This is a genomic window from Streptomyces sp. NPDC004284, assembly GCF_042874035.1.
Lineage (GTDB): Bacteria > Actinomycetota > Actinomycetes > Streptomycetales > Streptomycetaceae > Streptomyces.
In genome coordinates this window covers 957,055-982,869 of record NZ_JBIAMJ010000001.1, presented here as the reverse complement: position 1 = coordinate 982,869, position 25,815 = coordinate 957,055, and the positions used below count along the sequence as shown (strand labels likewise).

Below are 25,815 nucleotides of genomic sequence, written 5' to 3'. Positions count from 1 at the left end.
ATGAGGGGAGCCCATCCCTTCTCAGCCCTTGTCGAGGTACTCCTCCCGCTCCTCGCTCAGGAGGGCGTCGAGCGCGGTGCGCAGGCCCGGGTGGGATTCGAGGTCGGGATCGGCGAGGACGAGGGCGGTGGCCTCCTCGCGGGCGGCGGCGATGACCTCCTCGTCGTCGATGACGGTGAGCACCCGCAGGGAGGAGCGGACGCCGGACTGGGCCTGGCCGAGGACGTCGCCCTCGCGCCGCTGTTCGAGGTCGATGCGGGAGAGCTCGAAGCCGTCGAGGGTGGTGGCGACGGCGTTGAGCCGCTGCCGGGCGGGGCTGGCCTCGGGCATCTCGCTGACGAGGAGGCAGAGGCCGGGGGCGGAGCCCCGGCCGACGCGGCCGCGGAGCTGGTGGAGCTGGGAGACGCCGAAGCGGTCGGCGTCCATGATCACCATCGCGGTGGCGTTGGGCACGTTGACGCCGACCTCGATGACGGTGGTGGCGACGAGGACGTCGAGCTCGCCGGCGGCGAAGCGGCGCATGACGTCGTCCTTGTCGTCGGGGTGCATGCGGCCGTGGAGGACGGCGATCCGCAGGCCCGCGAGGGGGCCGGCGCCGAGCTTCTCGGCGACGTCGAGGACGGCGAGCGGCGGGCGCTTCTCGGCCTCGTCCTCGGGGGACGCCTTGGACTTCTTCTTCTGGTCCTCCTCGTCGCCGATGCGGGGGCAGACGACGTACGCCTGGTGGCCGTTCCCGACCTCCTCGCGGACCCGCTCCCAGGCCCGCGCGAGGAAGTGCGGCTTGTCGGCGGCGGGGACGACGTGGCTGGCGATCGGCGAGCGGCCGGCGGGCAGCTGGTCGAGGACGGAGGTCTCCAGGTCGCCGAAGACGGTCATGGCGACCGTGCGCGGGATGGGGGTGGCGGTCATGACGAGGAGGTGCGGGGGCTGCTTCCCCTTGCCCCTGAGGGCGTCGCGCTGCTCGACGCCGAAGCGGTGCTGCTCGTCGACGACGACCAGGCCGAGGTCGTGGAACTGGACCTTGTCCTCGATCAGCGCGTGCGTGCCGATGACGACGCCGGCCTCGCCGGTGACCAGGTCGAGCAGGGCCTGACGGCGGGCGGCGGCGCCCATGGAGCCGGTGAGCAGGACGACCTTGGTGGCGCGCTCGGCCGCGCCGAGCATGCCGCCCTCGGCGAGCTCGCCCATCATCTCGGTGATGGACCGGTGGTGCTGCTGGGCGAGGACCTCGGTGGGGGCGAGCATCGCGGCCTGGCCGCCGGAGTCGACGACGGCGAGCATGGCGCGCAGGGCCACCATCGTCTTGCCCGAACCGACCTCGCCCTGGAGGAGGCGGTGCATGGGGTGCTCGGTGGCGAGGTCGTCGAAGATCTCCGCCGAGACCTTCGTCTGGCCCTCGGTGAGGGTGAAGGGCAGCTTGGCGTCGAAGGCGTCGAGGATGCCGCCGGGTGCCGGTCTCCGGGCGACGGCGGGCAGTTGGGTGTCGGCGTGCCGGCGGCGGGCCAGGGCGACCTGGAGGACGAAGGCCTCGTCCCACTTGAGCCGCTCGCGGGCGGCGGCGATGTCCGCCTTGGTACGGGGGCGGTGGATGCGGTTCAGGGCGTCGGGGAGGTCGATGAGGCCGCGGCCCTCGCGCAGGGCGGGCGGCAGCGGGTCGACGGCGTCGACGGCGCCGGGCAGGACGGTGTCGACCGCCTTGGCGATCTTCCAGGACTCCATCTTGGTGGTGGCCGGGTAGATCGGGATGAGGGCGCCCGCCCAGGTGCCGACCGCCTCGTCGCCGTCGCCGCGGAGGAGTTCGTACGAGGGGTGGGCGAGCTGGAGGCGCCGGTTGAAGAGCGAGACCTTGCCGGCGAACATCGCGCGCGTGCCGGGCAGCAGGTCGTGGTGCGGCTTGTGCACGCCCTTGCCGAAGAAGACCAGCTGGAGGCGGCCGCTGCCGTCGGTGATGGTCACTTCGAGGCGCTGGCCGCGTCCCTTGGAGCCGTTGAAGGTGAGCACCCGGGCGTCGGCGACCTGGGCGACCACCGTGACGTGCTCGTCGAGCGGCAGGTCGGCGAGGGTGGTCAGCTCCCCGCGCTCGGCGTACCGGCGGGGGTAGTGGTGGAGCAGGTCGCCGACCGTGTGCAGGTCGAGCGCCTCGGCCAGGACCTTGCAGGTGGCGGGGCCGAGGGACTGCTTGCTGAGTGGTTCGTCGAGCGCGGGCACGCCTTCCATTGAAGACCACGGGACCGACAGTCGTGCCGAAGCCTGTGGACAACCGCCGGTACCGGCTCCTATTCCACCCCGATGAGCAGGGGCGGGGCCCCCGCGCCCGCGTGGTACGTGGTGGTGTCGACGGCCAGGTAGCCGCGCCGGACGTGGCGTTCGAGGTCGGGGGCGAGGCCGGGCGGGGTGTCGTCGGCGACGACGAGGGTGACGAGTTCGCCGCCCGCCGAGAGCATGCGGTCCAGGACGGTGCGGGCGGTCTCGGTCAGGTCCTTGCCGATGACGGCGACGTCTCCCTCGATGAGGCCGAGGACGTCGCCGGCCTGGCAGACGCCGGCCGAGGTGAAGGACTGGCGTTCGGCGACGGCGAGTTCGGCGTAGCGGGTGGCTCCGGCGGCGGCGGTCATGGCGACGACGTCCTCGTCGAAGCGCCGGTCGGGTTCGTGGACGGCGAGGGCGGCGATGCCCTGGACGGCGGCCCGGGTCGGGATGAGGGCGACGCGGATGCCCTCGGCCCTGGCGCGTTCGGCGGCGGCGGCCGCGGTCTGGCGCAGCTCGGTGTCGTTGGGCAGGAGGACCACCTCGCGCGCGTGCGCCCGCCGGATCGCCTCGACGAGTTCCTCGCCGGCGGGCGGTTCGCCGGGCCTGGCGCGGACCGTGGTCGCGCCGGCCTCGGCGCAGAGTCCGGCGAGGCCCTCGCCGGGGACGACGGCGACGACGGCCCGCTGGGCGCGTTCCCCGCGCGCGGTGGCGGCGGCCGCGTCGGCCGCGAAGTGGGTGATGCGGATGCGGTGGGGCCGGCCGGCCTCGATGCCCGCCTCGACGGCGGCGCCCGCGTCGTCGACGTGGACGTGGACGTTCCACAGCCCGTCGCCGCCGACGACGACGAGGGAGTCGCCGAGGGCGTCGAGCCGGGCCCGCAGCAGGTCCACGGCCGCGTCCTCGGCCTCCAGGAGGTAGATCACCTCGTAGGCGGGCCCGGCCTCGGTGTCGCAGGGCCCCTCGGAGGCGGCGGGGACGACCCGGGGGTCGCCGAGGAGCCGCACCCCTCCCGGGGCGGTCTCCGCGCCGTCCTGCACCCGCCCGGCCGAGGTCCCGACGCGGTCCTGCACCCGCCCGTTCGTGGTCCCGATGCCGTCCTGCGTCCGACCGCCCGTGGTCCCGGCACCGTCCCGTGCCCGACCGGCCGCGGTACCGAGGCCGTCCTGCGCCTGCCCGGCCGTGGTCCCGACGCGGTCCCGTGCCCTGCCGCTCCCGGTCCACTCGCGGTCCGGCACCCACCCGCTCGTGGTCCACTCGCGGTCCGGCGCCCGGCCCGTCACCGTCTCCAGGAGTGCCCCGAGGACGGCGACCAGGCCGCGTCCGCCGGCGTCCACGACCCCGGCACGGCCGAGCACGTCCAGCTGGCCGGGGGTCGCCGCCAGGGCGGCCCTGGCCCCGTCGTGGGCCCGGGCGGCCACGTCCGCGAGGGTGCCGCCGCCCGCGCAGCCGTCCGCGGCGGCGGCGGCGACGGTGAGGACGGTGCCCTCCACGGGGTGGGCGACGGCCCGCCGCGCGGCGTCGGAGGCCTCGGCGAGGGCGCGGGCGAGGTGATCACCGTCACGTCCTTCGGCGAGGACGGCGGCCATGCCGCGCAGGAGCTGGGCGAGGATGGTGCCGGAGTTGCCCCGGGCGCCGAGGAGGGCGCCGTGGGCCATGGCTCGTACGGTCTCGGCGGTGTCGGGCGCGGAGGCGGCGAAGACGGCTTCGACGGCCTGGTGGGCGGCCTCGGCGGTCAGGTACAGGTTGGTGCCGGTGTCCCCGTCCGCGACCGGGTAGACGTTGATCGCGTCGATCGCCTCGCGCTCCTGCCCGAGGGCGTCGAGGGTCCGCGCGCACCAGGTCCGGACCGCTGCGGCGTCGAGCTCGACGAGCTCCTCGTCAGGCTGAAGGGCTCGCGACAACGGGGGGTCCTCCTTCGGCGGTGAGCTCACCGCAGGGTAGACCGGGGGTCCCCCGCCCGTGACCAGGGCCCGGGGCGAGGTCCGCGGAGACCATGGTAGTTTCGTTCCACGGAAGCAGGCGTTGTATGCTGCTTCGGTTGCCCGGTTCAAACCGGGCCGTTCCCCGGCAAGCCACTTCAGACTCCTGATTCCGGTGCGCCGGATTTCACTGTAATTCTGAAGTCTTTGGAGTGACCCGTGGCTGCCAACTGCGACGTCTGCGGCAAGGGGCCGGGCTTCGGCAACAACATTTCGCACTCGCACCGCCGTACGTCCCGTCGCTGGAACCCGAACATCCAGCGCGTGCGTGCCGTGGTCGGTCGGACGCCGAAGCGGCTCAACGTCTGCACCTCGTGCATCAAGGCCGGCAAGGTCTCGCGCTAATCGCGACGTTCTGTCGTAGCGCAGCCCCTGCGGTTGCCTTGAAAGGCCGGTTCACCTCGGTGAACCGGCCTTTTGCCATGCCCTGAAGAAGATCAGGCGCCGAACCGCCAGCCGTGGTCGACCGGGCCGATGCCCGCGCCCAGGGCGAATCCGGCGGCGATGGCCCCCGTCACGTACTCCTTCGCCTGCCCTACGGCCTCCGGCACCGGCAGGCCCTTGGCGAGCCCGGAGGCGACCGCCGAGGCGAGCGTGCAGCCCGTCCCGTGGGTGTGCCGGTTGTCGTGGCGCGGGGCGCGCAGCCAGTGCTCCTCGGTGCCGTCCGTGAGCAGGTCCACGGCCTCGGTGAGGCCTCCGGGAAGGTGGCCGCCCTTGATCAGCGCCCAGCGCGGCCCGTACGCGAGGATCGCCTCGGCCGCCCGCCGCATTCCGCTCTCGTCCTCGACGACCACGCCCGTGAGCTGCGTCACCTCGTCCAGGTTGGGCGTGGCGACGGTCGCGACCGGCAGCAGCCTCGTACGGACGGATTCGAGCGCGGCCTCCGCGAGCAGCGGGTCGCCGTGCTTGGAGACCCCGACCGGGTCGACGACCACGGGGGCCTCCACGGAGGCGAGGAGCTCGGCCACGGTCTCCACGAGGGCGGCCGTGGCCAGCATGCCGGTCTTCACGGCCTGGACGCCGATGTCGTCGACGACGGCCCGGTACTGGGCGCGCACGGCCTCCACGGGGAGCTCCCAGACACCCTGGACGCCCCGCGAGTTCTGGGCGGTGACGGCGGTGAGCACGCTCATGCCGTGGACGCCGAGCGCGAGCATCGTCTTCAGGTCGGCCTGGATGCCGGCGCCGCCGCCGGAGTCGGATCCGGCGACGGTGAGCACGAGGGGCGGATTCACTCCGTCTCTCCGAAGTGGTCCCAGCCGCCCACGCTGTGCCAGGGCGCGCCGTCCACGGTGACCTGCGGCAGCGCCGAGGGGTGGAGGACCTCTCCGATGACCTTCCAGCGGGCGGGGAGCTTCACGTCCGGCGGGAAGGTGGCCACGATGGCGTGGTCCTCTCCCCCGGTGAGCACCCACTGCATGGGGTCGACGCCGACGGCCTGGCCGATGTCGTTCATCTGGGTGGGGATGTCGATGAGGCCGGAGCGCAGGTCGATGCGGACCTTGCTGGCCTCGGCGATGTGCCCGAGGTCGGCGATGAGGCCGTCGCTGACGTCGCACATGGCGGTGGCGCCGAGTCCCGCGGCGGCCGGGCCCGCGTGGTAGGGCGGCTCGGGGCGGCGGTGGGCCTCGACGAAGGCGCGCGGGGAGCGGAAGCCGCGGGAGAGGACCGCGTATCCGGCGGCGGACCAGCCGAGCCAGCCGGTGTAGGCGACGACGTCGCCGGGCTGGGCGCCGCCGCGGGTGACCGGGTCGTGGTTGCGCAGATCGCCGAGGGCGGTGATGGAGACCATGATCGTGTCGCCGCGGACGACGTCGCCGCCGACCACCGCGGCGCCCGCGACCTGACATTCATCGCGCAGGCCGTCCATCAGTTCCGTGGGCCATGTCACAGGCAATTCGGCGGGTACGACGAGGCCGAGGAGGAGCGCGGTGGGGACCGCGCCCATCGCGGCGATGTCGGCGAGGTTCTGCGCGGCGGCCTTGCGGCCGACGTCGTACGCCGTCGACCAGTCCCGGCGGAAGTGACGTCCTTCGAGGAGGATGTCCGTGCTGGCCACCACGCGCCGGTCGGGGGCGGAGACGACCGCGGCGTCGTCACCTGGGCCGATCCGTACCGCCGGGGTGGAGGTGAGCCGGGACGTGAGCTCTCTGATGAGCCCGAACTCGCCCAGCTCTCCGACTGTGCCCTTCACCGCGTCTCACCTCGTGTCTTCGTGCCGGCGAGCGGGCGGGGGCGCGTCTGGGCGCGCCGCGGGTCGCGGGCCGTCACCGTGCTGGGTACCGTCAAGTAGACCGTCAACTTCTGTCCTGCGTACGCCACACCCCGAGCGCCTCCGGACGCGCGGGTCTCCCCGTGGCCCGCGGCGACGCGGTACCGTGGCGTCCCTTTCTCCCACAAGATCCTCGTGGTCGCCCTGGAGGTTCCGTGGTTCAGGCGTACATCCTCATCCAGACCGAGGTGGGCAAGGCGTCGACCGTCGCCGACACCATCTCCAAGATCCCGGGGGTCATCCAGGCCGAAGACGTGACCGGTCCGTACGACGTGATCGTGCGCGCGCAGGCGGACACCGTCGATGAGCTGGGCCGCATGGTGGTCGCCAAGGTCCAGCAAGTGGACGGCATCACGCGCACCCTCACCTGCCCGGTCGTTCATCTGTAGCCCCCGTCTACGCTTGGCCGGTGACGTCTTCCCACCGGCCCTTCGGCCTGCCCGCCGCCGTCGCGGCCGCCGTCCTGATGTCGGCCGCCGCCGGCTGCTCCTCGCCGGACGCCTCGGCGTCCGTCGTGGTGCCAAGTCCGCCGCCGGCGGAGGCGTCCTTCTGCCAGGCCCTGGCGAAGGAGCTGCCCGACACCGTGGCGGGTCTTGAGCGGAGTGACCCGGAGCCCGGCTCCGATCTGACCGCCGGGTGGGGTGACGGTGCGATCGTACTGCGCTGCGGGGTCCCCCGGCCCGAAAAGATGAGCGACCCGAAGGCGCAGGCCATCGAGGCGAACGGCGTCAACTGGATGCTGGAGCGCCCGGAGGGCGGCGGGCCCCGTTTCACCACGACGTACCGGAAGGCGTACGTCGAGGTGACGCTGGACGCGCGGTACGCGCACGACGCCACGCCGCTCGCGGATCTCGCCGCCCCGGTGCGCAAGGCCGTGCCGCCGAGCCTCTGAGAGGCTCGGCGGCACCTGGCCGTGCTGCTCGGTCAGCGCAGGCCCGTGGAGCGGGTCAGCGCGGCCTGGATGAGCCGGTCGACGAGCTCGGGGTAGCTGACGCCGCTCTCCTGCCACATGCGCGGGTACATGGAGATGGGCGTGAAGCCCGGCATGGTGTTGATCTCGTTGATGACGAAGTCGCCGTCCTCGGTGAGGAAGAAGTCGGCGCGGACCAGGCCCTCGCAGGACACGGCCTCGTAGGCGGCGACGGCGAGGCGCTGGATCTCGGCGGTGGCCTCCTCCCCGATGGGGGCGGGCACGATGCCGGAGGCCGAGTCGATGTACTTGGCCTCGAAGTCGTAGAAGTCGTGGTTCGTGACCGGCGGGATCTCGGCCGGGACGCTGGCGCGCGGGCCGTCCTCGAACTCCAGGACGCCGCACTCGATCTCGCGGCCGCGCAGCAGCGACTCGACGAGGATCTTGGGGTCGTGGCGGCGGGCCTCCTCGATGGCCTCGTCCAGGCCCGAGAGGTCGTCGACCTTGGTGATGCCCATGGAGGAGCCGCCGCGGGCCGGCTTCACGAAGAGCGGCCAGCCGTGGTCGGCGGCGAACTCGACGATCTTCTTGCGGGCGGCGGCGGGGTTCTGCTCCCACTCGCGCGGCCGGATGACCTCGTACGGGCCGACGGGCAGGCCGTAGGAGACGAAGATCCGCTTCATGTACTCCTTGTCCTGGCCGACGGCGGAGGCGAGGACGCCCGCGCCGACGTAGGGGACGCCGGAGAGCTCCAGGAGGCCCTGGAGGGTGCCGTCCTCGCCGTACGGGCCGTGGAGCATGGGGAAGACCACGTCGACCTCGCCGAGGGCCGTGGGGACCTGCCCCGGCTCGGTGAGGACGACCTCGCGGCTGGACGGGTCGACGGGGAGGACGACGCCGCCCCGCTCGGACTCGGCCAGTTCGGCGACGTTGGGCAGCTTCCGGTCCGTGATGGCCATCCGCTCGGGGGCGTCGGCGGTGAGCGCCCAGCGCCCGTCCGTCGTGATGCCGATGGGCAGCACGTCGTACTTGTCCCGGTCGATGGCGCTCAGGACGGCGCCCGCCGTGACGACGGAGATGGCGTGCTCGGAGCTGCGGCCGCCGAAGACGACGGCCACGCGCGGCTTGCGGGGGCTCTGGGTGTTCTCGCTCATATCGCGATGAGAGTACCTTGCGACTCCCGAACTCCTGAGCGCCCCGCACTCCCTCCGCGCGGATGGCTCAGCGGCGCTCGGGCTTGGCCGAGCGCGACATCAGTTCCTTGAGCGCGACGACGGGCGGCTTGCCGTCGTGGACGATCGAGACGACGGTCTCGGTGATGGGCATGTCGACGCCGTGGCGGCGGGCCAGATCGAGCACGGACTCGCAGGACTTGACGCCCTCGGCGGTCTGCTTGGTGGCCGCGATGGTCTCCTGGAGGGTCATCCCGCGGCCGAGGTTGGTGCCGAAGGTGTTGTTCCGGGAGAGCGGCGAGGAGCAGGTGGCGACGAGGTCGCCGAGGCCCGCGAGGCCGGAGAAGGTGAGCGGGTCGGCGCCCATGGCGAGGCCGAGGCGGGTGGTCTCGGCGAGGCCGCGGGTGATGAGCGTGGCCTTGGAGTTGTCGCCGAGGCCCATGCCGTTGGCGATGCCGACGGCGAGGCCGATGACGTTCTTCACGGCGCCGCCGAGCTCGCAGCCCACCACGTCGGTGTTGGTGTACGGGCGGAAGTACGGGGTCATGCAGGCGGCCTGGAGCCGCTGGGCGACCGTCTCGTCGGAGCAGGCGGCGACGGCGGCGGCGGGCTGCCGGGCGGCGATCTCCTTGGCCAGGTTGGGGCCGGTGAGGACGGCGACGCGGTCGGCGGGGACGTCGGCGACCTCGGTGATGACCTCGCTCATCCGCTTGGCGGTGCCGAGTTCGACGCCCTTCATGAGGGAGACGAGGACGGTGTCCCGGGCGAGCAGCGGCTTCCAGGCGGCGAGGTTGCCGCGCAGGGTCTGCGAGGGGATGACGAGGACGGTGAAGTCGGCGTCCGCGGCGGCCTCGGCGGGATCCGCGGTGGCCGTGATCCCCTTCGGGAGCTCGATGCCCGGCAGGTAGTCGGGGTTGGTCCGGGTGGCGTTGATCTCCTCGGCGAGTGCGGCCCGGCGGCCCCAGAGGCTCACCTCGCAGCCCGCGTCGGCGAGCACCATCGCGAAGGCGGTGCCCCAGGATCCGTTGCCGAAGACGGCTGCCCTGGTCACTTGGTGCCCTCCTCGGCGGCCTTGCGCCGCTGCTCCAGGCGGGCCTTGCGGTGGTCGTACGGCTCGGCGGGCGCCTTCTCGCCGCGGACCTCCTCCAGGAGGGCGGTGATGGCGGCCATGATGACCTCGGTGGCCTCGCGGAGCACCTCGGGCGTCGGCTCCAGGCCCTCGAAGCGGGAGAGGTCGACGGGCGGGCCGGCCTGCACGATCAGCGTCTTGCGGGGGAACAGCCGGAACTTGTTCTCCTTCGCGTACGGCGGCATCGCGAGGTTGGCGCCCCACTGGGCCACCGGGATGACGGGGACCTTGGTGAGCAGCGCGACGCGCGCGGCTCCGGTCTTGCCCGCCATGGGCCACATCTCGGGGTCGCGGGTGAGGGTGCCCTCGGGGTAGAAGGCGACGCACTCGCCGCGCTCGATGGCGTCGACGGCGGCGCGGAAGGCGTTCATCGCGTCGGTCGTCTCGCGGTACACGGGGATCTGGCCCGTGTTGCGGAGCATGGTGCCGACGAAGCCGCTCTTGAAGAGGCCCGCCTTGGCGAGGAAGCGCGGGACGCGACCGGTGTTGTACTGGTAGTGCGCGTAGGACAGCGGGTCCAGGTAGGAGTTGTGGTTGACCGCGGTGATGAATCCGCCGTCGGCCGGCATGTGCTCCGTACCGCGCCAGTCCCGCTTGAACAGAACCACCAGGGGGGGTTTGGCGATGACCGCCGCGAGGCGGTACCAGAAGCCGATTCTGCGGCGGGGCACTCGGACACCTTTCTCCGGGGACTGGCTGGCAGGGGGTCAAGTGTCGCCCCATGCTCCTGGTCTGTCGAGTGACACCGTACGCCCCGGAACCTCCGGCGGACCGCGTGGGCGGGACAGAATGGGCCCCGATGAAGCCGCCGCAGCCGATGCACACCGACGCCGACGACCACTGGTCCCTGGTCGTCCCCCTGAAGCCCCTCGCCCTGGCGAAGAGCAGGCTCGCCGCGGCGGCGGGGGCGCTGCTGCGCCCCCGGCTCGCGCTCGCGTTCGCCGAGGACACCGTGGCGGCGGTGCTGAACTGCGCGCGCGTACGGGATGTGGCGGTCGTCACGGACGACCCCGCGGCCGGCGCGGCGCTCGCGGCCCTGGGTGCGCGGATCGTGCCGGACTCCCCGGCGGCGGGGCTCAACGCGGCGCTCGCGCACGGGGTCCGTGCCGTACGGGCCGGGCGGCCGCACGCGCGCGTGGCGGCGCTCAACGCGGACCTTCCGGCACTGCGGCCGGCGGAGCTGACCCGGGTCCTGGACGCGGCCGGGAAATTTCCGAGAGCATTTCTCGCGGATGCCGCCGAAATAGGTACGACATTCCTCTCGGCGGGTCCGGGGGTGGAATTGGAACCGGCATTCGGGGGTGCGTCGAGGCTGCGGCATTTGTCTTCGGGAGCGGTGGAAATCCTGCTCGCCGGGGTGGATTCCGTACGCCGGGACGTGGACACCGGGGAGGATCTGGCGGAGGCCCTGGCGCTGGGGCTCGGTCCGCGGACGGCCGCCCGGTGGCTGACGGCGGCCGGATAGGCTGCGGTCCATGCAGGCGACCGCGTTCACGTACGACCCCGAGACCCGCAGCGGCAGTGTGCTGCTCGACGACGGCACCCCCGTGGAGTTCGGGGCGGAGGCCTTCGAGGCGGGCGGGCTCCGGCTGCTGCGGCCGGGGCAGCGGGTGCGGATCGAGACCGAGCCGGGCACGTCGGGCTCGGGGCTCCGGATCACCCTGGTGACGCTGCAGACGTTCTGATCCGGGAAGGGACACGCCGCGGGCCGGGCTCCCCCGAGGGGAGCCCGGCCCGGCGGGTCGGTACCGCGCGTCCTACTTCTTGGCGGCGGTCTTCTTGGCGGTGGTCTTGCGCGCCGTCGTCTTCTTGGCGGGCGCCTTCGTCGCCGTGGCCTTCTTCGCGGCCGGCGCGGTCTTCTTCGCCGCGGCCTTGGTGACCTTCTTGGCGGCGGCCGTGGTGGCCTTCTTCGCCGGGGTCGCCTTCTTGGCGGCCGCCGTCGTGGCCTTCTTCGCCGGGGTCGCCTTCTTGGCGGCCGCCGTCGTGGCCTTCTTCGCCGGGGTCGCCTTCTTGGCGGCGGCGGCCGTGACCTTCTTCGCCGGGGTCGCCTTCTTCGCGGCGGCCTTCTTGGCGGTGGTGGCCTTCTTCGCGGCGGCCTTCTTCACGGTCGCGGAGGCGCCACCGGTGAGGCTGCCCTTGGGGGCCTTCTTGACGGAGACCTCGCCGCCCTTGGGGAGCTTCTTCGAGCCGCTGACCAGGTCCTTGAAGCCCTGACCCGCACGGAAGCGCGGGACGGAGGTCTTCTTGACCCGGACCCGCTCACCCGTCTGCGGGTTGCGGGCGTAGCGGGCCGGGCGGTCGACCTTCTCGAACGAGCCGAAACCCGTGACCGAGACCCGGTCGCCCGCGACCACGGCACGCACGATGGCGTCGAGCACGTGGTCGACGGCATCGGCGGCCTGCTGGCGACCGCCCATCTTGTCGGCAATCGCTTCTACGAGCTGCGCCTTGTTCACGTCTTCCCCTTCGGAGACATTGCCGGAACGAAAGTGTTCAAGCTTTTTCGCACGTTAGGCATGTATATACCGCAAATCAAACACGAAACGGTCTAATCACCCTAGTGCCGCAACGCAGAAGTTCCGTTGCGGAGTTCCTGGTGTCAGTCGTCCTCTGGGAATCGGCCCTCGTCGAGGTCCTTCATCAACCGGTCCAGACGCGTCGCCGCGTCCTTGAGATCGTGCTTCGCCGCGGCCGTGACGACCAGCAGCTTCCGGGACAGCGCCATCCTTACGCCCTCCGGGACTTGCAGTGAGCGCACCCTTGTGTGCGCTTCCTTCAATCGGGCGGCGACTGCCTCGTAGAGCTCGAGTTGGCTGTCGCGTTCCATGCACCGATTGTGCCATCTAGGGCGAGTTGTCGCCCGACAGGGTCTCAACAAGCGACTGCGCCCCCCACCGACCGGTGGGGGGCGCAGTCTTGGAAAAGCGCTGCTCAGACCGTAATTGTACGGGGCTTGAAGGACGGCCGAGCCGCCTCGTAGGCCGCGATGTCGGCTTCGTTCTGAAGGGTGAGGCTGATGTCGTCGAGTCCGTTCAGCAGACGCCAGCGGGCGTTCTCGTCGAGCTCGAAGTCGGCGTCGATCCCGGCGGCCAGGACCTTGCGGGCCTCCAGGTCGACGGTGATCTCGGCGGTCGGGTCGGCCTCGGTCAGCTCCCAGAGGGCGTCCACCGTCTCCTGCGGGAGGACGACGGTCAGCAGGCCGTTCTTCAGCGAGTTGCCGCGGAAGATGTCGGCGAAGCGGGAGGAGATGACGGCCTGGAAGCCGTAGTTCTGGAGCGCCCAGACGGCGTGCTCGCGGGAGGAGCCGGTGCCGAAGTCGGGGCCGGCGACCAGGACCGTGGCGCCCTGCCGCTCCGGGCGGTTGAGGACGAACTCGGAGTCCTTGCGCCAGGCCTCGAAGAGGCCGTCCTCGAAGCCGTCGCGGGTGACCTTCTTGAGCCAGTGCGCCGGGATGATCTGGTCGGTGTCGACGTTGCTGCGGCGCAGCGGGACGGCCCGGCCGGTGTGCGTGGTGAAAGCTTCCATGGTTCCTCAGACCCCCGCGGTGGTGGCGACGTCGGACAGATCGGCCGGGGAGGCCAGGTGGCCCAGGACGGCGGTGGCGGCGGCGACCTGGGGGGAGACCAGGTGCGTCCGGCCGCCCTTGCCCTGCCGGCCCTCGAAGTTGCGGTTGGAGGTGGACGCGGAGCGCTCACCGGGAGCCAGTTGGTCGGGGTTCATGCCCAGGCACATCGAGCAGCCCGCGTGCCGCCATTCGGCGCCGGCCTCCTTGAAGACCTTGTCCAGGCCCTCTTCGACGGCCTGCAGGGCGACCCGGACCGAGCCGGGGACGACCAGCATGCGGACGCCGTCGGCGACCTTGCGACCCTCCAGCAGCGAGGCGGCGTTGCGCAGGTCCTCGATGCGGCCGTTGGTGCAGGAGCCTACGAAGACGGTGTCGACCTTGATCTCGCGCAGCGGCTGCCCGGCGGTCAACCCCATGTACTCCAGGGCCTTTTCGGCGGCCAGGCGCTCCGAAGCGTCTTCGTACGAAGCCGGGTCGGGGACGTTCGCCGAAAGCGGCGCGCCCTGGCCGGGGTTGGTGCCCCAGGTGACGAACGGCGCCAGCGAGGCGGCGTCGATGACGACCTCGGCGTCGAAGACGGCGTCCTCGTCGGACTTCAGGGTCTTCCAGTACGCGACGGCGGCGTCCCAGTCCTCGCCCTCGGGGGCGTGGGCACGGCCCTCCAGATAGGCGAAGGTGGTCTCGTCGGGGGCGATCATGCCCGCGCGGGCGCCGGCCTCGATCGACATGTTGCAGATGGTCATCCGGGCCTCCATCGAGAGCTTCTCGATGGCGGAGCCGCGGTACTCCAGGATGTAGCCCTGGCCGCCGCCGGTGCCGATCTTCGCGATGATCGCGAGGATCAGGTCCTTGGCGGTGACGTCCTCGGGCAGCTCGCCGTCGATCGTGATCGCCATGGTCTTGGGGCGGGCCAGCGGCAGCGTCTGGGTGGCGAGCACGTGCTCGACCTGGCTGGTGCCGATGCCGAAGGCCAGCGCGCCGAAGGCGCCGTGCGTGGAGGTGTGCGAGTCGCCGCAGACCACGGTGGTGCCGGGCTGGGTCAGGCCCAGCTGCGGTCCCACGACGTGGACGACGCCCTGCTCGACGTCGCCCAGCGGGTGCAGCCGGACGCCGAACTCGGCGCAGTTCTTGCGGAGGGTCTCCAGCTGGGCGCGGGAGACCGGGTCGGCGATCGGCTTGTCGATGTCGAGGGTCGGGGTGTTGTGGTCCTCGGTGGCGATGGTGAGGTCCAGCCGCCGTACCTGCCGGCCGTTCTGCCGCAGGCCGTCGAAGGCCTGGGGGCTGGTGACCTCGTGCAGCAGGTGCAGATCGATGAAGAGGAGGTCGGGCTCGCCCTCGGCGCGCCGGACGACGTGGTCGTCCCAGACCTTCTCCGCGAGTGTCCTACCCATCGCTTTCCCTCCGGCCGACGTCTACGCCGGCACAACTAGAGACCCGTTTCGCGGGCCGTTGTGCGGCCGCATCACCAGAGTCACAGGTTCCGAGAAAAATTGAACTTGCGTTTCACAGAGTGAGACGCGAATATCGTTGCATGGACAACTCTAGCGGCGTAGGCGTTCTCGACAAGGCAGCCCTTGTCCTGAGCGCCCTGGAGTCCGGTCCGGCCACCCTCGCAGGACTGGTCGCGGCGACGGGACTCGCACGACCCACGGCACATCGTCTCGCCGTGGCACTGGAACACCACCGGATGGTGGCCCGCGACATGCAGGGCCGGTTCATCCTCGGACCGCGCCTGGCGGAGCTCGCCGCCGCGGCCGGCGAGGACCGCCTGCTCGCGACCGCGGGCCCGGTTCTGACGCATCTGCGCGATGTCACCGGCGAGAGCGCCCAGCTCTACCGGCGCCAGGGCGACATGCGCATCTGCGTGGCGGCGGCCGAGCGGCTCTCGGGTCTGCGGGACACGGTCCCGGTCGGTTCGACGCTGACCATGAAGGCCGGTTCGTCGGCGCAGATCCTGATGGCCTGGGAGGAGCCCGAGCGGCTGCACCGCGGTCTCCAGGGCGCCCGCTTCACGGCGACGGCCCTGTCGGGCGTACGGCGCCGCGGCTGGGCCCAGTCGATCGGCGAGCGGGAGCCCGGCGTGGCGTCCGTCTCCGCGCCCGTGCGCGGCCCCTCGAACCGCGTGGTGGCCGCCGTGTCGGTCTCGGGTCCGATCGAGCGTCTGACGCGCCACCCTGGCCGCATGCACGCCCAGGCGGTCATCGACGCCGCCGCCCGTCTCTCCGAGGCGCTCCGCCGCAACGGCTGATCGCCTCCGCCCCTCCTGTTCGTACCGGCCCACCGCTCCAACGCCGCAGCGGTGGGCCGGAGTTGTGTGCCAGGACGCGAACAGCGAAGAAGCCCTCCCCCGAAGGGAAGGGCTTCTTCGTCGAGTACCCCCGACCGGATTCGAACCGGCGCTACCGCCTTGAGAGGGCGGCGTGCTAGGCCGCTACACAACGGGGGCTTCGGATCTTACGTTTCCGCAGATCCCAGCTGGTCTACCAGGACTCGAACCTAGACTAACTGAACCAGAATCAGTCGTGCTGCCAATTACACCATAGACCAATACGTGGTTAGACCAGCGTCGTACCCCCGACCGGATTCGAACCGGCGCTACCGCCTTGAGAGGGCGGCGTGCTAGGCCGCTACACAACGGGGGCCCTAGCGATCCTGCATCGGCATCATCGGGAGCTACCCAGATGATCCCGCGGGAAGGATCTGTACCCCCGACCGGATTCGAACCGGCGCTACCGCCTTGAGAGGGCGGCGTGCTAGGCCGCTACACAACGGGGGCTTTGTGGATGCCAATCCACGGTTGCAGATGAGCTCTGCGAGCTGGCCTACCAGGACTCGAACCTAGACTAACTGAACCAGAATCAGTCGTGCTGCCAATTACACCATAGGCCACCGGAACTTGATCACTTCGAGAAGGGATCCTGCTCGGCTTGCGCTTCCGGGGCTTTCCGGCCTTTCGGCCCGTTCCCCTCGGCGCAGAAAGAACATTACCCGAAGGTGGACGGTGCTCCAAAACGCGTATCCGCACGCAGCAGCGCGGGCAGCTCCCGGAGGTCGGTGATCCGGGTCAGTTCGGGCCGTCCGCCGGTCCCCGCGCGGTCCAGCCAGATGCCCCACAGGCCCGCCTCCACGGCGCCCCGGGCGTCGATGTCCGGCTGGTCCCCGACGTACGCGACCTGGTGGGGGCGCAGGCCCAGGGCCGTACAGGCGGCATGGAAGGCCTCCGGGGCCGGCTTGGCCACTCCGAGCTCGGCGGCGCACAGCACGGCCTCGAAGCGGTCCCGTACGCCCAGCGCGCGGAGCTTGTGGTCCTGGTTGCGGATGCTGGAGTTGGACAGCACCCCGTGACGGTAGTCACGGGCGAGGAGGTCGAGGACGGGCACGGTGTCGGGGAACAGCTCCCAGGCGGCCTCGTAATGGACCACGTACCGGTCGAACCAGTCGTCGGCCTCGGCGGCGGTCAGCTCCGGCCGTCCGAGGAAGTCCCGCACGCGCCCGCGCCGCTGCTCCCGGAAGTCCCCGCCCTCGGCCTCGTAACGGCGCCAGTGCAGCTCCGTGAGCTCCTTCCAGCGCCCCAGGGCCTCCTCGACCGATCTCCAGCCGCCGAGCAGTCCCTCGGCCGCGAGGTGGGCCCGCATCCCGGTCCGGTCGGCGCTCGCGTAGTCGAAGATCGTGTCGTCGATGTCCCAGAGCACCGCGCGGATGGCCATGAAGACGACGGTACCCCCGTCCCGGGCGCGGGACGGGGGTACCGACGGGTACGGCGCGGATCAGCCGGCGAGCTTCGCCAGGGTCGCGTCGATGCGGGCCAGGGTCTTCTCCTTGCCCAGGATCTCCAGGGACTCGAAGAGCGGCAGGCCGACCGTGCGGCCGGTGACGGCGACGCGGACCGGGGCCTGGGCCTTGCCGAGCTTGAGGCCGTGGGCCTCGCCGGCGGCCAGGACGGCGTTCTTGAGGGACTCGGGGTCGCTCCAGTCGGCCGACTCCAGCTTCTCGCGGGCGGTGGTCAGGAGGGCCGCGGGCTCGCCCTTCATGGCCTTGTCCCACGAAGCCTGGTCGAAGACCGGCTCCTTCAGGAAGAGGAAGTCCACGTTCGCCGTGATGTCCGAGAGGACGGTCAGGCGGGTCTGGGCGTGCGGGGCGATCCGCTCCCAGGCGGCCCGGTCGAAGTCCTCGGGCGCCCAGTCGGCGTGCGGGGCGCGGAGCCAGGGCTCGCAGGCCTCGGTGAAGGCCTTCACGTCCAGCATGCGGATGTGGTCGGCGTTGATCGACTCGGCCTTCTTGAGGTCGAAGCGCGCCGGGTTGGCGTTGACGTCGGCGATGTCGAACTTCGACACCATCTCGGGGATGGTGAAGATGTCCTGGTCGGCCGAGAAGGACCAGCCGAGGAGCGACAGGTAGTTCAGGAGGCCCTCGGGGAGGAAGCCGCGCTCCCGGTAGAGGTTGAGGGAGGCCTGCGGGTCGCGCTTGGAGAGCTTCTTGTTGCCCTCGCCCATCACGTACGGCAGGTGGCCGAAGGAGGGGATCTCCTTGGCGACGCCGAGCTCGATCAGCGCCTTGTAGAGCGCGATCTGGCGGGGGGTGGAGGAGAGCAGGTCCTCGCCGCGCAGGACGTGGGTGATCTCCATGAGGGCGTCGTCGACCGGGTTGACGAGCGTGTAGAGCGGGGCGCCGTTGGCCCGGAGGATGCCGTAGTCCGGCACGTTCTCCGGGGTGAAGGTCAGCTCGCCGCGGACCAGGTCGGTGAAGGTGATCGTCTCGTCGGGCATCCGGAAGCGGACGATCGACGCGCGGCCCTCGGCCTCGTACGCCGCCTTCTGCTCGGCGGTGAGGTCGCGGCAGTGGCCGTCGTAGCCGGAGGGGCGGCCGGCGGCGCGGGCGGCCTCGCGGCGCTCGTCGAGCTCCTCGGTGGTGCAGTAGCAGGGGTACGCGTACCCGCCGGCGAGCAGCTTGTCGGCGACGTCCTTGTAGATGTCCATCCGCTGCGACTGGCGGTACGGGGCGTGGGGGCCGCCGACCTCCGGGCCCTCGTCCCAGTCGAGGCCGAGCCACTTGAGGGAGTCGAGCAGCTGGTTGTACGACTCCTCGGAGTCGCGGGCCGCGTCGGTGTCCTCGATGCGGAAGACCATGGTGGCCTGGTTGTGCCGGGCGAAGGCCCAGTTGAAGAGGGCCGTGCGGACCAGGCCCACGTGGGGGTTGCCGGTCGGGGAGGGACAGAAACGGACGCGGATGTTCGCGTTAGCCACGCTTGATCACCTTGTTGGTGAGAGTGCCGATGCCTTCGATGGTGACGGCGACCTCGTCGCCGACGTTGAGGGGGCCGACCCCGGCGGGGGTGCCGGTGAGGATGACGTCGCCGGGGAGCAGCGTCATGGCCTCGGTGATGTGGACGACCAGGTCCTCGATGGAGCGGATCATGTCGCTCGTCCGACCCAGCTGGCGTTGTTCGCCGTTGACCGTGGCCTGGATGGTCAGGTCGCTCGGGTCGAGGTCGGTCTCCACCCAGGGCCCCAGGGGGCAGGAGGTGTCGAAGCCCTTGGCGCGGGCCCACTGCTTCTCGCGCTGCTGGGCGTCGCGGGCGGTGACGTCATTGGCGCAGGTGTAGCCGAAGATGACGTCCTTCACGCGCTCGCGGGGCACCTCGCGGCACATGCGGCCGATGACCACGGCCAGTTCGGCCTCGTGGTGCAGCTCGTTGGAGAAGGAGGGGTACTCGATGGCGTCGCCGGAGCCGATCACCGAGGTGGTGGGCTTGAAGAAGGCGACGGGGACGTCGGGGACCTCGTTGCCGAGTTCGGCGGCGTGCTCGGCGTAGTTGCGGCCGATGGCCACGACCTTGTTGGGGAGCACGGGCGGCAGGAGCCGTACCTTGCTCAGCGGGACCTTGGTGCCGCTGAGCTCGAAGTCGGTGTACGGGATGCCCTTGATGATGTCGAGGACGAGGCCGCCGGACTCGACGGTTCCCTCGCCCTCGACCGCGCCGAAGGCCACATTGCCGTCGATGGAGAATCTGGCGATGCGCACGAGTGCTGTCGCCCCTCACTTGGTACTGGCTGGAGTCTGACGCTCCAGGCTAACGCGACGAGGGGCGGCCGACCGGCGATATCACCGGCGCTGATGCGGCCGGAGGGACTAGCGCGTGGCGGTGGCGTACGGCTGGGGCTCGTACGGGGCGGGGGCCTGCATCAGGATGGTGCGGCGCGGGTTGGCCGTGTTGCCCGGCAGCTCGACCGCGTACTCCGGCTGGGCGCCCCGGCCGAGCTCTGCGGCGTCCGAGAGGTGCACGAGGGTGGAACGGCGGGGGTTGGCCGTCTTGCGGAGCGTCGTCGTCTTCATCGCGGTGATCAGACCTTGTTCCGGTACGGGCGCCCGAACGGGCGCGAAGGGGTGTAAAGCGTCAGGCTAAACATGCGATTCCCTTCGAATGCATGGCTGAGACACCGATTCGGGTGTGAGTTTGCTCACCACGCGCATCACATTACGGGCATTACGGACTGCCACCAGTGGTCACCGAAAGGGACATTCCCTCACTGAACGAGCTATTCCGCTCCTGATCATGGCGACTGGGACACACGGGGATGCCCGGCCATTGGGCCGGATAAGTCCGAATCCTCCGTGATCATCTTCTACATGGGGTGACACGTCGTGCACGCTTTGTCATACCCCTCTCGCCACGACACGCGGCCCTTGTTGGAGATCCGGCACTGTGCTGGAATTCCACGCACCGCCGCGGGTTTCAAGCCGGCGCGCAGGGGGCGCAACGCAGCGCCGGCCGAGTGGCGGGGAAGGGGGAACTGCGCCGGTCACCGACGACCACCTGGGGTGCTCCACGCACCCTGATCGACACCGACACCGTCCTCTCCGTTCACCCGGAAGGACGCCTGGTCCAGAGGTTGCGACGCTAGTGCAGGGACGTTTCAAGAGGGATGGCTCGGGGTCTTCCCAGGCCCGCCAGGGCCGAGCGGATGCTCCGGCGGAGCAGGAACCGCGTGCCGGGACCGACCGCGGTCCCTCGGCCTCGCACACCCCGAACCAGGGTCAGGGACCGTCCGGCGAGGGCGGTGACGGCGGCAGGCGCGCGAGCGCCGCGGCCAAGTCCGCCGAGCCGACCGCCGCTGCCCCCAAGGCCCGGCCCGAGAACGAGGTCGGCCCGCGAATAGCCCTGCGCAACTGGCGCATCTCCACGCGCCTCGTCGCGCTCCTCACCCTCCCCGTGGTCGCGGCGACCACCCTGGGCGGCATCCGCATCAGCGACTCGCTCCAGGACATGGAGCAGCTCGACCACATGCAGCTGCTCACCAAGCTGACCCGAGAGGCCACCGGTCTCGCGCAGGCCCTCCAGGCCGAGCGCGACCTGTCCGCCGGCCCGCTGGCCAACGGCCGCCCGGTCAGCGACTACCAGGTCGCCAACCCGCGCCGCAAGACGGACCGCGAGTACAAGGCCTTCCTCGACGCCACCAACGAGATCCCGACCACCGACGGCGACGAGGCGCTGCGCAGCATCCGCCAGAACGTCAGCCAGATCGCCTCGCAGGTCACCGAGCTCCACGCCATCCGGAGCAGCGCCTACGAGAAGGGCGTGTCCCACTCGGTGACGGTCGAGGCGTACAGCCGCCTCGTCCGCTCGCTCCTCAGCCTGTCCCAGGACATGGCGCAGGCGACCAGCAACCCCGAGATGATCAAGCGGACCCGCGCGCTCGCCGCGTTCTCGTCCGCCAAGGAGTACGCCTCCATCCAGCAGGCGATCATCGCGGCCGCACTCCCCCAGAGCGACCGGACCGCCGGCCACCTCCAGCAGGGTGACCGCCTCTACGGCGAGGCCGCCCTCAACAGTGAGGGCGTCGAGCTCAAGTCGTTCCAGGCGATCTACGAGTCGACCGGCGGCGACGCCGCCGAGAAGACCGAGACCCTGAACAGCGGCGACCCGTCGATCAACGCCGCCAACAAGTACGCCGAGCGCGTGCTGAACTCGGACGACGCGATGGCCACGGGCGTGCGCCGCGGCCACCTGAACTTCACCGACGAGTACAACACCAAGATCGCCGCCATGAACCGCATCGAGCTCGGTCTGCTCGGTGACATGGAGACGATGGCCCGTGAGCTGAAGCAGGAGTCGCAGCGCGACGCCATCATCAACGGTGCCCTGATCCTCCTCGTCCTCGGCGTCTCGCTCATCGGCGCGTTCGTCGTGGCCCGGTCCATGATCCGGTCGCTGCGGCGACTCCAGGACACCGCGACCAAGGTCGCCCAGGACCGCCTGCCCGAGCTCGTCAAGCAGCTCTCCGAGTCCGACCCGCAGGACGTCGACACCTCCGTCGAGTCCGTCGGTGTGCACTCCCGGGACGAGATCGGCCAGGTGGCCGCGGCCTTCGACGACGTGCACCGCGAGGCCGTCCGCCTCGCCGCCGAGCAGGCCCTCCTCCGGGGCAACGTCAACGCGATGTTCACCAACCTCTCGCGCCGTTCCCAGGGCCTCATCCAGCGTCAGCTCTCGCTCATCTCCGAGCTGGAGTCCCGCGAGGCCGACCCCGACCAGCTCTCCTCCCTCTTCAAGCTCGACCACCTCGCGACGCGCATGCGCCGTAACGGTGAGAACCTCCTCGTCCTCGCGGGCGAGGAGCCCGGCCGCCGCTGGACCCGCCCGGTCCCGCTGGTCGACGTCCTCCGTGCCGCCGCCTCCGAGGTGGAGCAGTACGAGCGCATCGAACTGGCCGCGGTCCCGGCGACCGAGGTCGCCGGCCGGGTCGTCAACGACCTCGTGCACCTCCTCGCCGAGCTGCTGGAGAACGCCACCTCGTTCTCCTCCCCGCAGACCAAGGTCCGGGTCACCGGTCACGCGCTGCCCGACGGCCGCGTGCTCGTCGAGATCCACGACACCGGCATCGGCCTCTCCCCCGAGGACCTCGCCGCGATCAACGAGCGGCTCGCCTCGCCGCCCACCGTGGACGTCTCGGTCTCCCGCCGCATGGGTCTGTTCGTGGTCGGCCGCCTGTCCCTGCGACACGGCATCCGGATCCAGCTGCGCCCGTCCGACTCGGGCGGCACCACCGCGCTCGTCATGCTCCCCGTCGACGTCGCCCAGGGCGGCAAGAAGCCCATGCCCAAGCCGGGCCAGGGCGGCCAGGGCGCGATGCCGCAGGGTGCCTCCGCCCCCGGCGGCCGTCTCCCCGGCGGTCCCGGCGCGGCCGGTGGCCCCGGCGGACGTCCGGGCCAGGGCGGTGCCCCGTCCTCGGCGGCCGGCCGTCTCGCCGCCGGTGCCGGTGCGGCGCGCGGTCAGGTCGGCGCGAGCGGTCCCCGGGCCGCGCTGCCCGCCCGTGACGGTGCCCCGCTCGCCGGCGGCCCGCAGGGCGCGCCGCAGCCCCGCACCCCGCAGCCGCAGAACGCCCAGCTGGAGCAGACCGGCCAGCTGCCGCAGGTCCCCCAGGCCCCGCAGGCGCCCGAGGCGCTGCGTCCGGGCCCCGGCGGGAGCGGCCTCATCGGCGGCGCCGCGAGCGCCATCCCGTCCCGCACGGACGTGTGGGGCAACCAGTCCGGGCCCGCCGCGCCGCAGCAGCAGCCGCAGCAGCAGGCCCCGCAGGGCGGTTACGACTTCCCGCGCGCCGAGCTGCCCGGGGGCGCCCCCCAGCAGCAGCGCCCGCAGGCCGCGAGCTGGGGCAACGACCCGCAGCAGCAGCCGGTCCGGCGCCCGCAGCAGGAGATGTCCCCGCTGGACGCCCCGCGCGGTCACGAGGAGCCGGAGTCGGCGGGCCTGTTCGGTGGGCCGGCGGCCCCGCAGGGTCCCGGTTCCACGGGCCAGTTCCCGCGCCCGGACTTCGGTGCCCCGCAGCAGCAGCCGCAGCACCAGGGCATGCCCCAGCAGCACCAGGCCCCGCAGGGGTACCAGGGCGGCATGCAGGACCCGACGTCGACGGCGCAGTTCCCGCGCCCCGACTTCGGTGCCCCGCAGGGTCCCGGTTCCACGGGCCAGTTCCCGCGCCCGGACTTCGGCGCCCCGCAGCAGCCGCAGCACCAGGGCATGCCCCAGCAGCAGGCCCCGCAGCCCCAGGCCCCGCAGGCGTACCAGGGCGGTCAGCAGCAGCAGTTCGGCCGCCAGCCCTTCGTACCGCAGGCTCAGCAGCAGGCCCCGCAGGCCCAGCCGCCGGCGCCGCGTCAGCGGACCAACGACGACTTCGGCGCCCCGCGTCCGGCCGAGCCGGTCCGCCGGCAGCCGCAGCAGCCGCAGCCGCAGCCGCAGCTCCAGCAGCCGCGCCGTCCGGAGGCGCTGCCGCCGGCCGGTGGCGCGGGTGAGGCCCGTACCCCGCTGTACGACAACCTGGAGACCAACTGGTACCCGCAGGAGCAGGCGCAGCAGGCTCCGCAGCAGGTGGACCTGACGCAGACGATGCCGACCCCGGTCGTGTCGCAGCCGTCCGCTCCGGCGCCCCGTCCGGCCGGTGACCCGGCCGCCGACGGCCGCCAGAACAACGGGGCCGCCTGGCGGACCTCGCCCAACGACGAGCTGGTGCGCCAGGCGGAGCGGGTGCGCAAGCCCGCGGCCGGCGGCGTCACCACCTCCGGTCTTCCGCGCCGTGTGCCGAAGGCCAACCTCGTACCCGGGACCGCACAGGAGCAGGCCCACACGGCCGGCCCCCAGGTCTCGCGTGCACCCGACGACGTCCGCGGCCGGCTCACCAATCTGCGCCGCGGCATTCAGCAGGGCCGTCAGGCCGGCAACTCGACCACGGGTAGCCACCGCCTCGGTCCGAACCATCAGCAGGAGCGTTAGTTGAACGCGATGAGCCAGGCGGCGCAGAATCTGAACTGGTTGATCACCAACTTCGTGGACAACACCCCCGGGGTGTCCCACACGGTGGTGGTCTCCGCCGACGGACTCCTGCTGGCCATGTCCGAAGGATTCCCCCGCGACCGCGCCGACCAGCTGGCGGCGGTCGCATCCGGACTGACCTCGCTGACCGCGGGCGCGTCCCGGATCTTCGAGGGCGGACCCGTCGCGCAGACCGTGGTGGAGATGGAGCGCGGCTTCCTCTTCCTCATGCAGGTCTCCGACGGTTCCTCGCTGGCCGTGCTCGCCCACCCCGAGTGCGACATCGGCCTCGTGGGCTACGAGATGGCGCTGCTGGTCGACCGGGCCGGCAGCGTCCTCACCCCGGATCTCCGTGCGGAGCTCCAGGGCAGCCTGCTCCACTAGCGGTCACGTTCACCGGACATCCCACCGCATCGACCGACCGACAGGGCGGTACGCCCCTCCGTACCGCCCTGGGTACCGTTCACCGTCCGGCCGCCCCACCCGGCCCCCCACCGGCCCCATCAGACGGCAGAAGTCTTGCTGTCACGCCCGGAGGATTCATGACCCCGCCCCCCGCCTCTCACGATCCGTACGGCGCCTCAGTCGACGAATACGGACATGAGGGCGACCAGCCGCTGGTTCGTCCGTACGCGATGACCGGCGGCCGGACCCGGCCGCGCTACCAGCTCGCCATCGAGGCGCTGGTCAGCACCACGGCCGACCCGGCTCACCTCGCCACGCTCCTGCCGGAGCACCAGCGGATCTGCCACCTCTGCCGTGAGGTCAAGTCGGTGGCCGAGGTGTCGGCCCTCCTGTCGATGCCGCTCGGTGTCGCCCGGATCCTCGTGGCCGACCTGGCGGAGGCCGGCATGGTGGCGATCCACCAGCCGGGCAACGGAGAGACCGGCGGCACGCCGGACGTGACACTGCTCGAAAGGGTGCTCAGTGGACTTCGCAAGCTCTAGCGGCGGCGCTGCCAGATCGACCACCAGCGCGAAGATCGTGGTGGCGGGCGGCTTCGGCGTGGGCAAGACCACGTTCGTCGGCGCCGTCTCGGAGATCAACCCGCTGCGTACCGAAGCCGTCATGACGTCCGCGTCGGCCGGCATCGACGATCTGACGCACACCGGCGGCAAGACGACGACGACCGTCGCCATGGACTTCGGCCGCATCACCCTGGACCAGGACCTGATCCTGTACCTCTTCGGTACGCCCGGTCAGGACCGCTTCTGGTTCATGTGGGACGACCTGGTCCGCGGCGCCATCGGCGCCGTCGTGCTGGTCGACACCCGCCGCCTCGCCGACTGCTTCCCCGCCGTCGACTACTTCGAGAACAGCGGCCTGCCGTTCGTCATCGCCCTCAACGGCTTCGACGGCAACCAGCCCTACCAGCCGGAAGAGGTCCGCGAGGCCCTCCAGATCGGCCCCGACACCCCCATCATCACCACCGACGCCCGCCACCGCGCGGACGCCAAGAGCGCGCTCATCACACTCGTCGAGCACGCGCTCATGGCGCGGCTCAAGTAGGCGCGGCCCAAGTAGCGCAAGGGGCCAGGGCAGTTGTCATATGCCCCTGCCAGGGGCGGTCTGTGTCCTTCGACACGGCCGCCCTCGCGTTCATAACGTTTCGAAAGAGAATTGGGGCGCCCCGGACACCCGACGCATCCGATCGGTGTCACTGCGCTCACATGAGCCCCGCCATTTGGCGGGGCTCGCTCTTTATGCCCGTTTTAGGTGAGGCCTGGACCACTGAAA

At 71.4% G+C, this 25,815-nt stretch carries 25 protein-coding genes and 5 tRNA genes; 10 read left to right on the top strand and 20 right to left on the bottom strand.

From position 1 onward, the window contains the following. Positions 1–21 precede the first annotated feature (21 nt). Both recG and ACFYUS_RS04535 read right to left on the bottom strand, forming a co-directional pair. Entirely contained in the window at positions 22–2,217 is a 2,196-nt protein-coding gene (gene recG / locus ACFYUS_RS04540) for an ATP-dependent DNA helicase RecG (protein WP_388845665.1), read from the bottom strand. A gap of 59 nt (positions 2,218–2,276) precedes the next feature. Then, positions 2,277–4,151 (bottom strand): DAK2 domain-containing protein, encoded by a 1,875-nt coding sequence (locus tag ACFYUS_RS04535; RefSeq protein ID WP_388845662.1) that lies wholly within the window; start codon positions 4,149–4,151, stop codon positions 2,277–2,279. A 237-nt stretch (positions 4,152–4,388) separates the two neighbouring features. Here ACFYUS_RS04535 and rpmB point away from each other — a divergent pair, with 237 nt between their 5' ends. Beyond that, positions 4,389–4,574 carry a 50S ribosomal protein L28 gene (rpmB, locus tag ACFYUS_RS04530; RefSeq protein WP_003957616.1) on the top strand — a complete coding sequence of 62 codons (186 nt, stop codon included), beginning with the start codon at positions 4,389–4,391 and terminating at the stop codon, positions 4,572–4,574. A gap of 92 nt (positions 4,575–4,666) precedes the next feature. Here rpmB and thiD read toward each other — a convergent pair whose 3' ends face one another. Then, positions 4,667–5,464: a bifunctional hydroxymethylpyrimidine kinase/phosphomethylpyrimidine kinase gene (thiD, locus tag ACFYUS_RS04525; RefSeq protein ID WP_388845659.1), complete on the bottom strand. Its 798-nt coding sequence runs from the start codon at positions 5,462–5,464 to the stop codon at positions 4,667–4,669. After that, the gene (locus tag ACFYUS_RS04520; RefSeq protein ID WP_116158650.1) at positions 5,461–6,423 is read right to left on the bottom strand and encodes a thiamine-phosphate kinase; all 963 of its coding nucleotides are present in this window, start codon (positions 6,421–6,423) and stop codon (positions 5,461–5,463) included. The genes thiD and ACFYUS_RS04520 overlap by 4 nt, the downstream gene beginning before the upstream one ends. Positions 6,424–6,656: 233 nt before the next feature. On the opposite strand from ACFYUS_RS04520, the gene ACFYUS_RS04515 reads away from it, so the two are divergent. Both ACFYUS_RS04515 and ACFYUS_RS04510 read left to right on the top strand, forming a co-directional pair. Beyond that, positions 6,657–6,890, top strand: a complete 234-nt coding sequence (locus ACFYUS_RS04515) for an Lrp/AsnC family transcriptional regulator (RefSeq protein WP_017947604.1) — start codon at positions 6,657–6,659, stop codon at positions 6,888–6,890. A gap of 20 nt (positions 6,891–6,910) precedes the next feature. Then, positions 6,911–7,393, top strand: a complete 483-nt coding sequence (locus tag ACFYUS_RS04510) for a DUF3515 domain-containing protein (RefSeq protein WP_388845656.1) — start codon at positions 6,911–6,913, stop codon at positions 7,391–7,393. A 32-nt stretch (positions 7,394–7,425) separates the two neighbouring features. Here ACFYUS_RS04510 and ACFYUS_RS04505 read toward each other — a convergent pair whose 3' ends face one another. The 3 genes from ACFYUS_RS04505 to ACFYUS_RS04495 form a co-directional block, all read right to left on the bottom strand. Further along, positions 7,426–8,565 carry a D-alanine--D-alanine ligase family protein gene (locus tag ACFYUS_RS04505; RefSeq protein WP_388845653.1) on the bottom strand — a complete coding sequence of 380 codons (1,140 nt, stop codon included), beginning with the start codon at positions 8,563–8,565 and terminating at the stop codon, positions 7,426–7,428. Between the two features lie 67 nt (positions 8,566–8,632). Continuing rightward, a complete protein-coding gene (locus ACFYUS_RS04500; RefSeq protein WP_388845650.1) occupies positions 8,633–9,634 on the bottom strand; it encodes an NAD(P)H-dependent glycerol-3-phosphate dehydrogenase in 1,002 nt (333 codons plus the stop codon). Further along, complete coding sequence (locus ACFYUS_RS04495) at positions 9,631–10,383, bottom strand: lysophospholipid acyltransferase family protein (RefSeq protein ID WP_388845648.1); 753 nt, start codon at positions 10,381–10,383, stop codon at positions 9,631–9,633. Before ACFYUS_RS04495 ends, ACFYUS_RS04500 begins: the two co-directional genes overlap by 4 nt. A 128-nt stretch (positions 10,384–10,511) precedes the next feature. On the opposite strand from ACFYUS_RS04495, the gene cofC reads away from it, so the two are divergent. Both cofC and ACFYUS_RS04485 read left to right on the top strand, forming a co-directional pair. Beyond that, positions 10,512–11,177: a 2-phospho-L-lactate guanylyltransferase gene (cofC, locus tag ACFYUS_RS04490; protein WP_388845645.1), complete on the top strand. Its 666-nt coding sequence runs from the start codon at positions 10,512–10,514 to the stop codon at positions 11,175–11,177. Positions 11,178–11,187: 10 nt separating this feature from the next. Then, complete coding sequence (locus tag ACFYUS_RS04485; RefSeq protein WP_388845643.1) at positions 11,188–11,397, top strand: hypothetical protein; 210 nt, start codon at positions 11,188–11,190, stop codon at positions 11,395–11,397. A 72-nt stretch (positions 11,398–11,469) separates the two neighbouring features. Here ACFYUS_RS04485 and ACFYUS_RS04480 read toward each other — a convergent pair whose 3' ends face one another. The 4 genes from ACFYUS_RS04480 to leuC form a co-directional block, all read right to left on the bottom strand. Beyond that, a complete protein-coding gene (locus ACFYUS_RS04480; RefSeq protein ID WP_388845640.1) occupies positions 11,470–12,168 on the bottom strand; it encodes an HU family DNA-binding protein in 699 nt (232 codons plus the stop codon). A 143-nt stretch (positions 12,169–12,311) separates the two neighbouring features. Beyond that, entirely contained in the window at positions 12,312–12,539 is a 228-nt protein-coding gene (locus ACFYUS_RS04475) for a hypothetical protein (protein WP_015036430.1), read from the bottom strand. Positions 12,540–12,643: 104 nt separating this feature from the next. Then, on the bottom strand, positions 12,644–13,237 hold the full coding sequence (leuD, locus tag ACFYUS_RS04470; RefSeq protein ID WP_388845637.1) for a 3-isopropylmalate dehydratase small subunit: 594 nt from the start codon (positions 13,235–13,237) through the stop codon (positions 12,644–12,646). A gap of 6 nt (positions 13,238–13,243) precedes the next feature. Next, a complete protein-coding gene (leuC, locus tag ACFYUS_RS04465; RefSeq protein ID WP_388845634.1) occupies positions 13,244–14,668 on the bottom strand; it encodes a 3-isopropylmalate dehydratase large subunit in 1,425 nt (474 codons plus the stop codon). A 140-nt stretch (positions 14,669–14,808) separates the two neighbouring features. Between leuC and ndgR the strand changes: the two genes are divergently transcribed. Further along, a complete protein-coding gene (gene ndgR / locus ACFYUS_RS04460; protein WP_005311436.1) occupies positions 14,809–15,525 on the top strand; it encodes an IclR family transcriptional regulator NdgR in 717 nt (238 codons plus the stop codon). Positions 15,526–15,650: 125 nt separating this feature from the next. Here ndgR and ACFYUS_RS04455 read toward each other — a convergent pair. From ACFYUS_RS04455 to ACFYUS_RS04415, 9 genes are all read right to left on the bottom strand, one after another. After that, positions 15,651–15,723 (bottom strand) — tRNA-Glu (locus tag ACFYUS_RS04455). 29 nt (positions 15,724–15,752) lie between these two features. Beyond that, a tRNA-Gln gene (locus tag ACFYUS_RS04450) sits at positions 15,753–15,824 on the bottom strand. A 22-nt stretch (positions 15,825–15,846) separates the two neighbouring features. Next, positions 15,847–15,919 (bottom strand) — tRNA-Glu (locus tag ACFYUS_RS04445). A gap of 61 nt (positions 15,920–15,980) precedes the next feature. Then, positions 15,981–16,053: transfer RNA gene (locus ACFYUS_RS04440), tRNA-Glu, on the bottom strand. A 41-nt stretch (positions 16,054–16,094) separates the two neighbouring features. After that, positions 16,095–16,166: transfer RNA gene (locus tag ACFYUS_RS04435), tRNA-Gln, on the bottom strand. Between the two features lie 95 nt (positions 16,167–16,261). Continuing rightward, complete coding sequence (locus ACFYUS_RS04430; RefSeq protein WP_388845631.1) at positions 16,262–16,984, bottom strand: HAD family hydrolase; 723 nt, start codon at positions 16,982–16,984, stop codon at positions 16,262–16,264. A 60-nt stretch (positions 16,985–17,044) separates the two neighbouring features. After that, positions 17,045–18,520: a glutamate--tRNA ligase gene (gene gltX / locus ACFYUS_RS04425; protein WP_388845629.1), complete on the bottom strand. Its 1,476-nt coding sequence runs from the start codon at positions 18,518–18,520 to the stop codon at positions 17,045–17,047. Continuing rightward, complete coding sequence (locus tag ACFYUS_RS04420; RefSeq protein WP_024755926.1) at positions 18,513–19,298, bottom strand: fumarylacetoacetate hydrolase family protein; 786 nt, start codon at positions 19,296–19,298, stop codon at positions 18,513–18,515. The genes gltX and ACFYUS_RS04420 overlap by 8 nt, the downstream gene beginning before the upstream one ends. A 108-nt stretch (positions 19,299–19,406) precedes the next feature. After that, on the bottom strand, positions 19,407–19,610 hold the full coding sequence (locus tag ACFYUS_RS04415; RefSeq protein WP_388845626.1) for a hypothetical protein: 204 nt from the start codon (positions 19,608–19,610) through the stop codon (positions 19,407–19,409). 568 nt (positions 19,611–20,178) lie between these two features. Between ACFYUS_RS04415 and ACFYUS_RS04410 the strand changes: the two genes are divergently transcribed. The 4 genes from ACFYUS_RS04410 (at position 20,179) to ACFYUS_RS04395 (ending at position 25,587) form a co-directional block, all read left to right on the top strand. Then, entirely contained in the window at positions 20,179–24,039 is a 3,861-nt protein-coding gene (locus tag ACFYUS_RS04410) for a nitrate- and nitrite sensing domain-containing protein (RefSeq protein ID WP_388845623.1), read from the top strand. Between the two features lie 9 nt (positions 24,040–24,048). Beyond that, positions 24,049–24,462, top strand: coding sequence for a roadblock/LC7 domain-containing protein (locus ACFYUS_RS04405; RefSeq protein WP_015036421.1), 414 nt, complete (start codon positions 24,049–24,051; stop codon positions 24,460–24,462). A gap of 158 nt (positions 24,463–24,620) precedes the next feature. Next, positions 24,621–25,025: a DUF742 domain-containing protein gene (locus ACFYUS_RS04400; RefSeq protein WP_017235980.1), complete on the top strand. Its 405-nt coding sequence runs from the start codon at positions 24,621–24,623 to the stop codon at positions 25,023–25,025. Beyond that, on the top strand, positions 25,006–25,587 hold the full coding sequence (locus tag ACFYUS_RS04395) for an ATP/GTP-binding protein (RefSeq protein ID WP_116158662.1): 582 nt from the start codon (positions 25,006–25,008) through the stop codon (positions 25,585–25,587). Before ACFYUS_RS04400 ends, ACFYUS_RS04395 begins: the two co-directional genes overlap by 20 nt. Positions 25,588–25,815: the final 228 nt, after the last annotated feature.

Bases quoted from the DNA above. Each gene is read 5' to 3' on its own strand.
- ndgR (WP_005311436.1), top strand. From the start codon at position 14,809: ATGGACAACTCTAGCGGCGTAGGCGTTCTCGACAAGGCAGCCCTTGTC.
- ACFYUS_RS04475 (WP_015036430.1), bottom strand. From the start codon at position 12,539: ATGGAACGCGACAGCCAACTCGAGCTCTACGAGGCAGTCGCCGCCCGA.
- ACFYUS_RS04430 (WP_388845631.1), bottom strand. From the start codon at position 16,984: ATGGCCATCCGCGCGGTGCTCTGGGACATCGACGACACGATCTTCGAC.
- ACFYUS_RS04415 (WP_388845626.1), bottom strand. From the start codon at position 19,610: ATGAAGACGACGACGCTCCGCAAGACGGCCAACCCCCGCCGTTCCACC.
- recG (WP_388845665.1), bottom strand. From the start codon at position 2,217: ATGGAAGGCGTGCCCGCGCTCGACGAACCACTCAGCAAGCAGTCCCTC.
- ACFYUS_RS04505 (WP_388845653.1), bottom strand. From the start codon at position 8,565: ATGAGCGAGAACACCCAGAGCCCCCGCAAGCCGCGCGTGGCCGTCGTC.
- leuC (WP_388845634.1), bottom strand. From the start codon at position 14,668: ATGGGTAGGACACTCGCGGAGAAGGTCTGGGACGACCACGTCGTCCGG.
- ACFYUS_RS04405 (WP_015036421.1), top strand. From the start codon at position 24,049: ATGAGCCAGGCGGCGCAGAATCTGAACTGGTTGATCACCAACTTCGTG.
- cofC (WP_388845645.1), top strand. From the start codon at position 10,512: ATGAAGCCGCCGCAGCCGATGCACACCGACGCCGACGACCACTGGTCC.
- leuD (WP_388845637.1), bottom strand. From the start codon at position 13,237: ATGGAAGCTTTCACCACGCACACCGGCCGGGCCGTCCCGCTGCGCCGC.
- ACFYUS_RS04485 (WP_388845643.1), top strand. From the start codon at position 11,188: ATGCAGGCGACCGCGTTCACGTACGACCCCGAGACCCGCAGCGGCAGT.
- ACFYUS_RS04400 (WP_017235980.1), top strand. From the start codon at position 24,621: ATGACCCCGCCCCCCGCCTCTCACGATCCGTACGGCGCCTCAGTCGAC.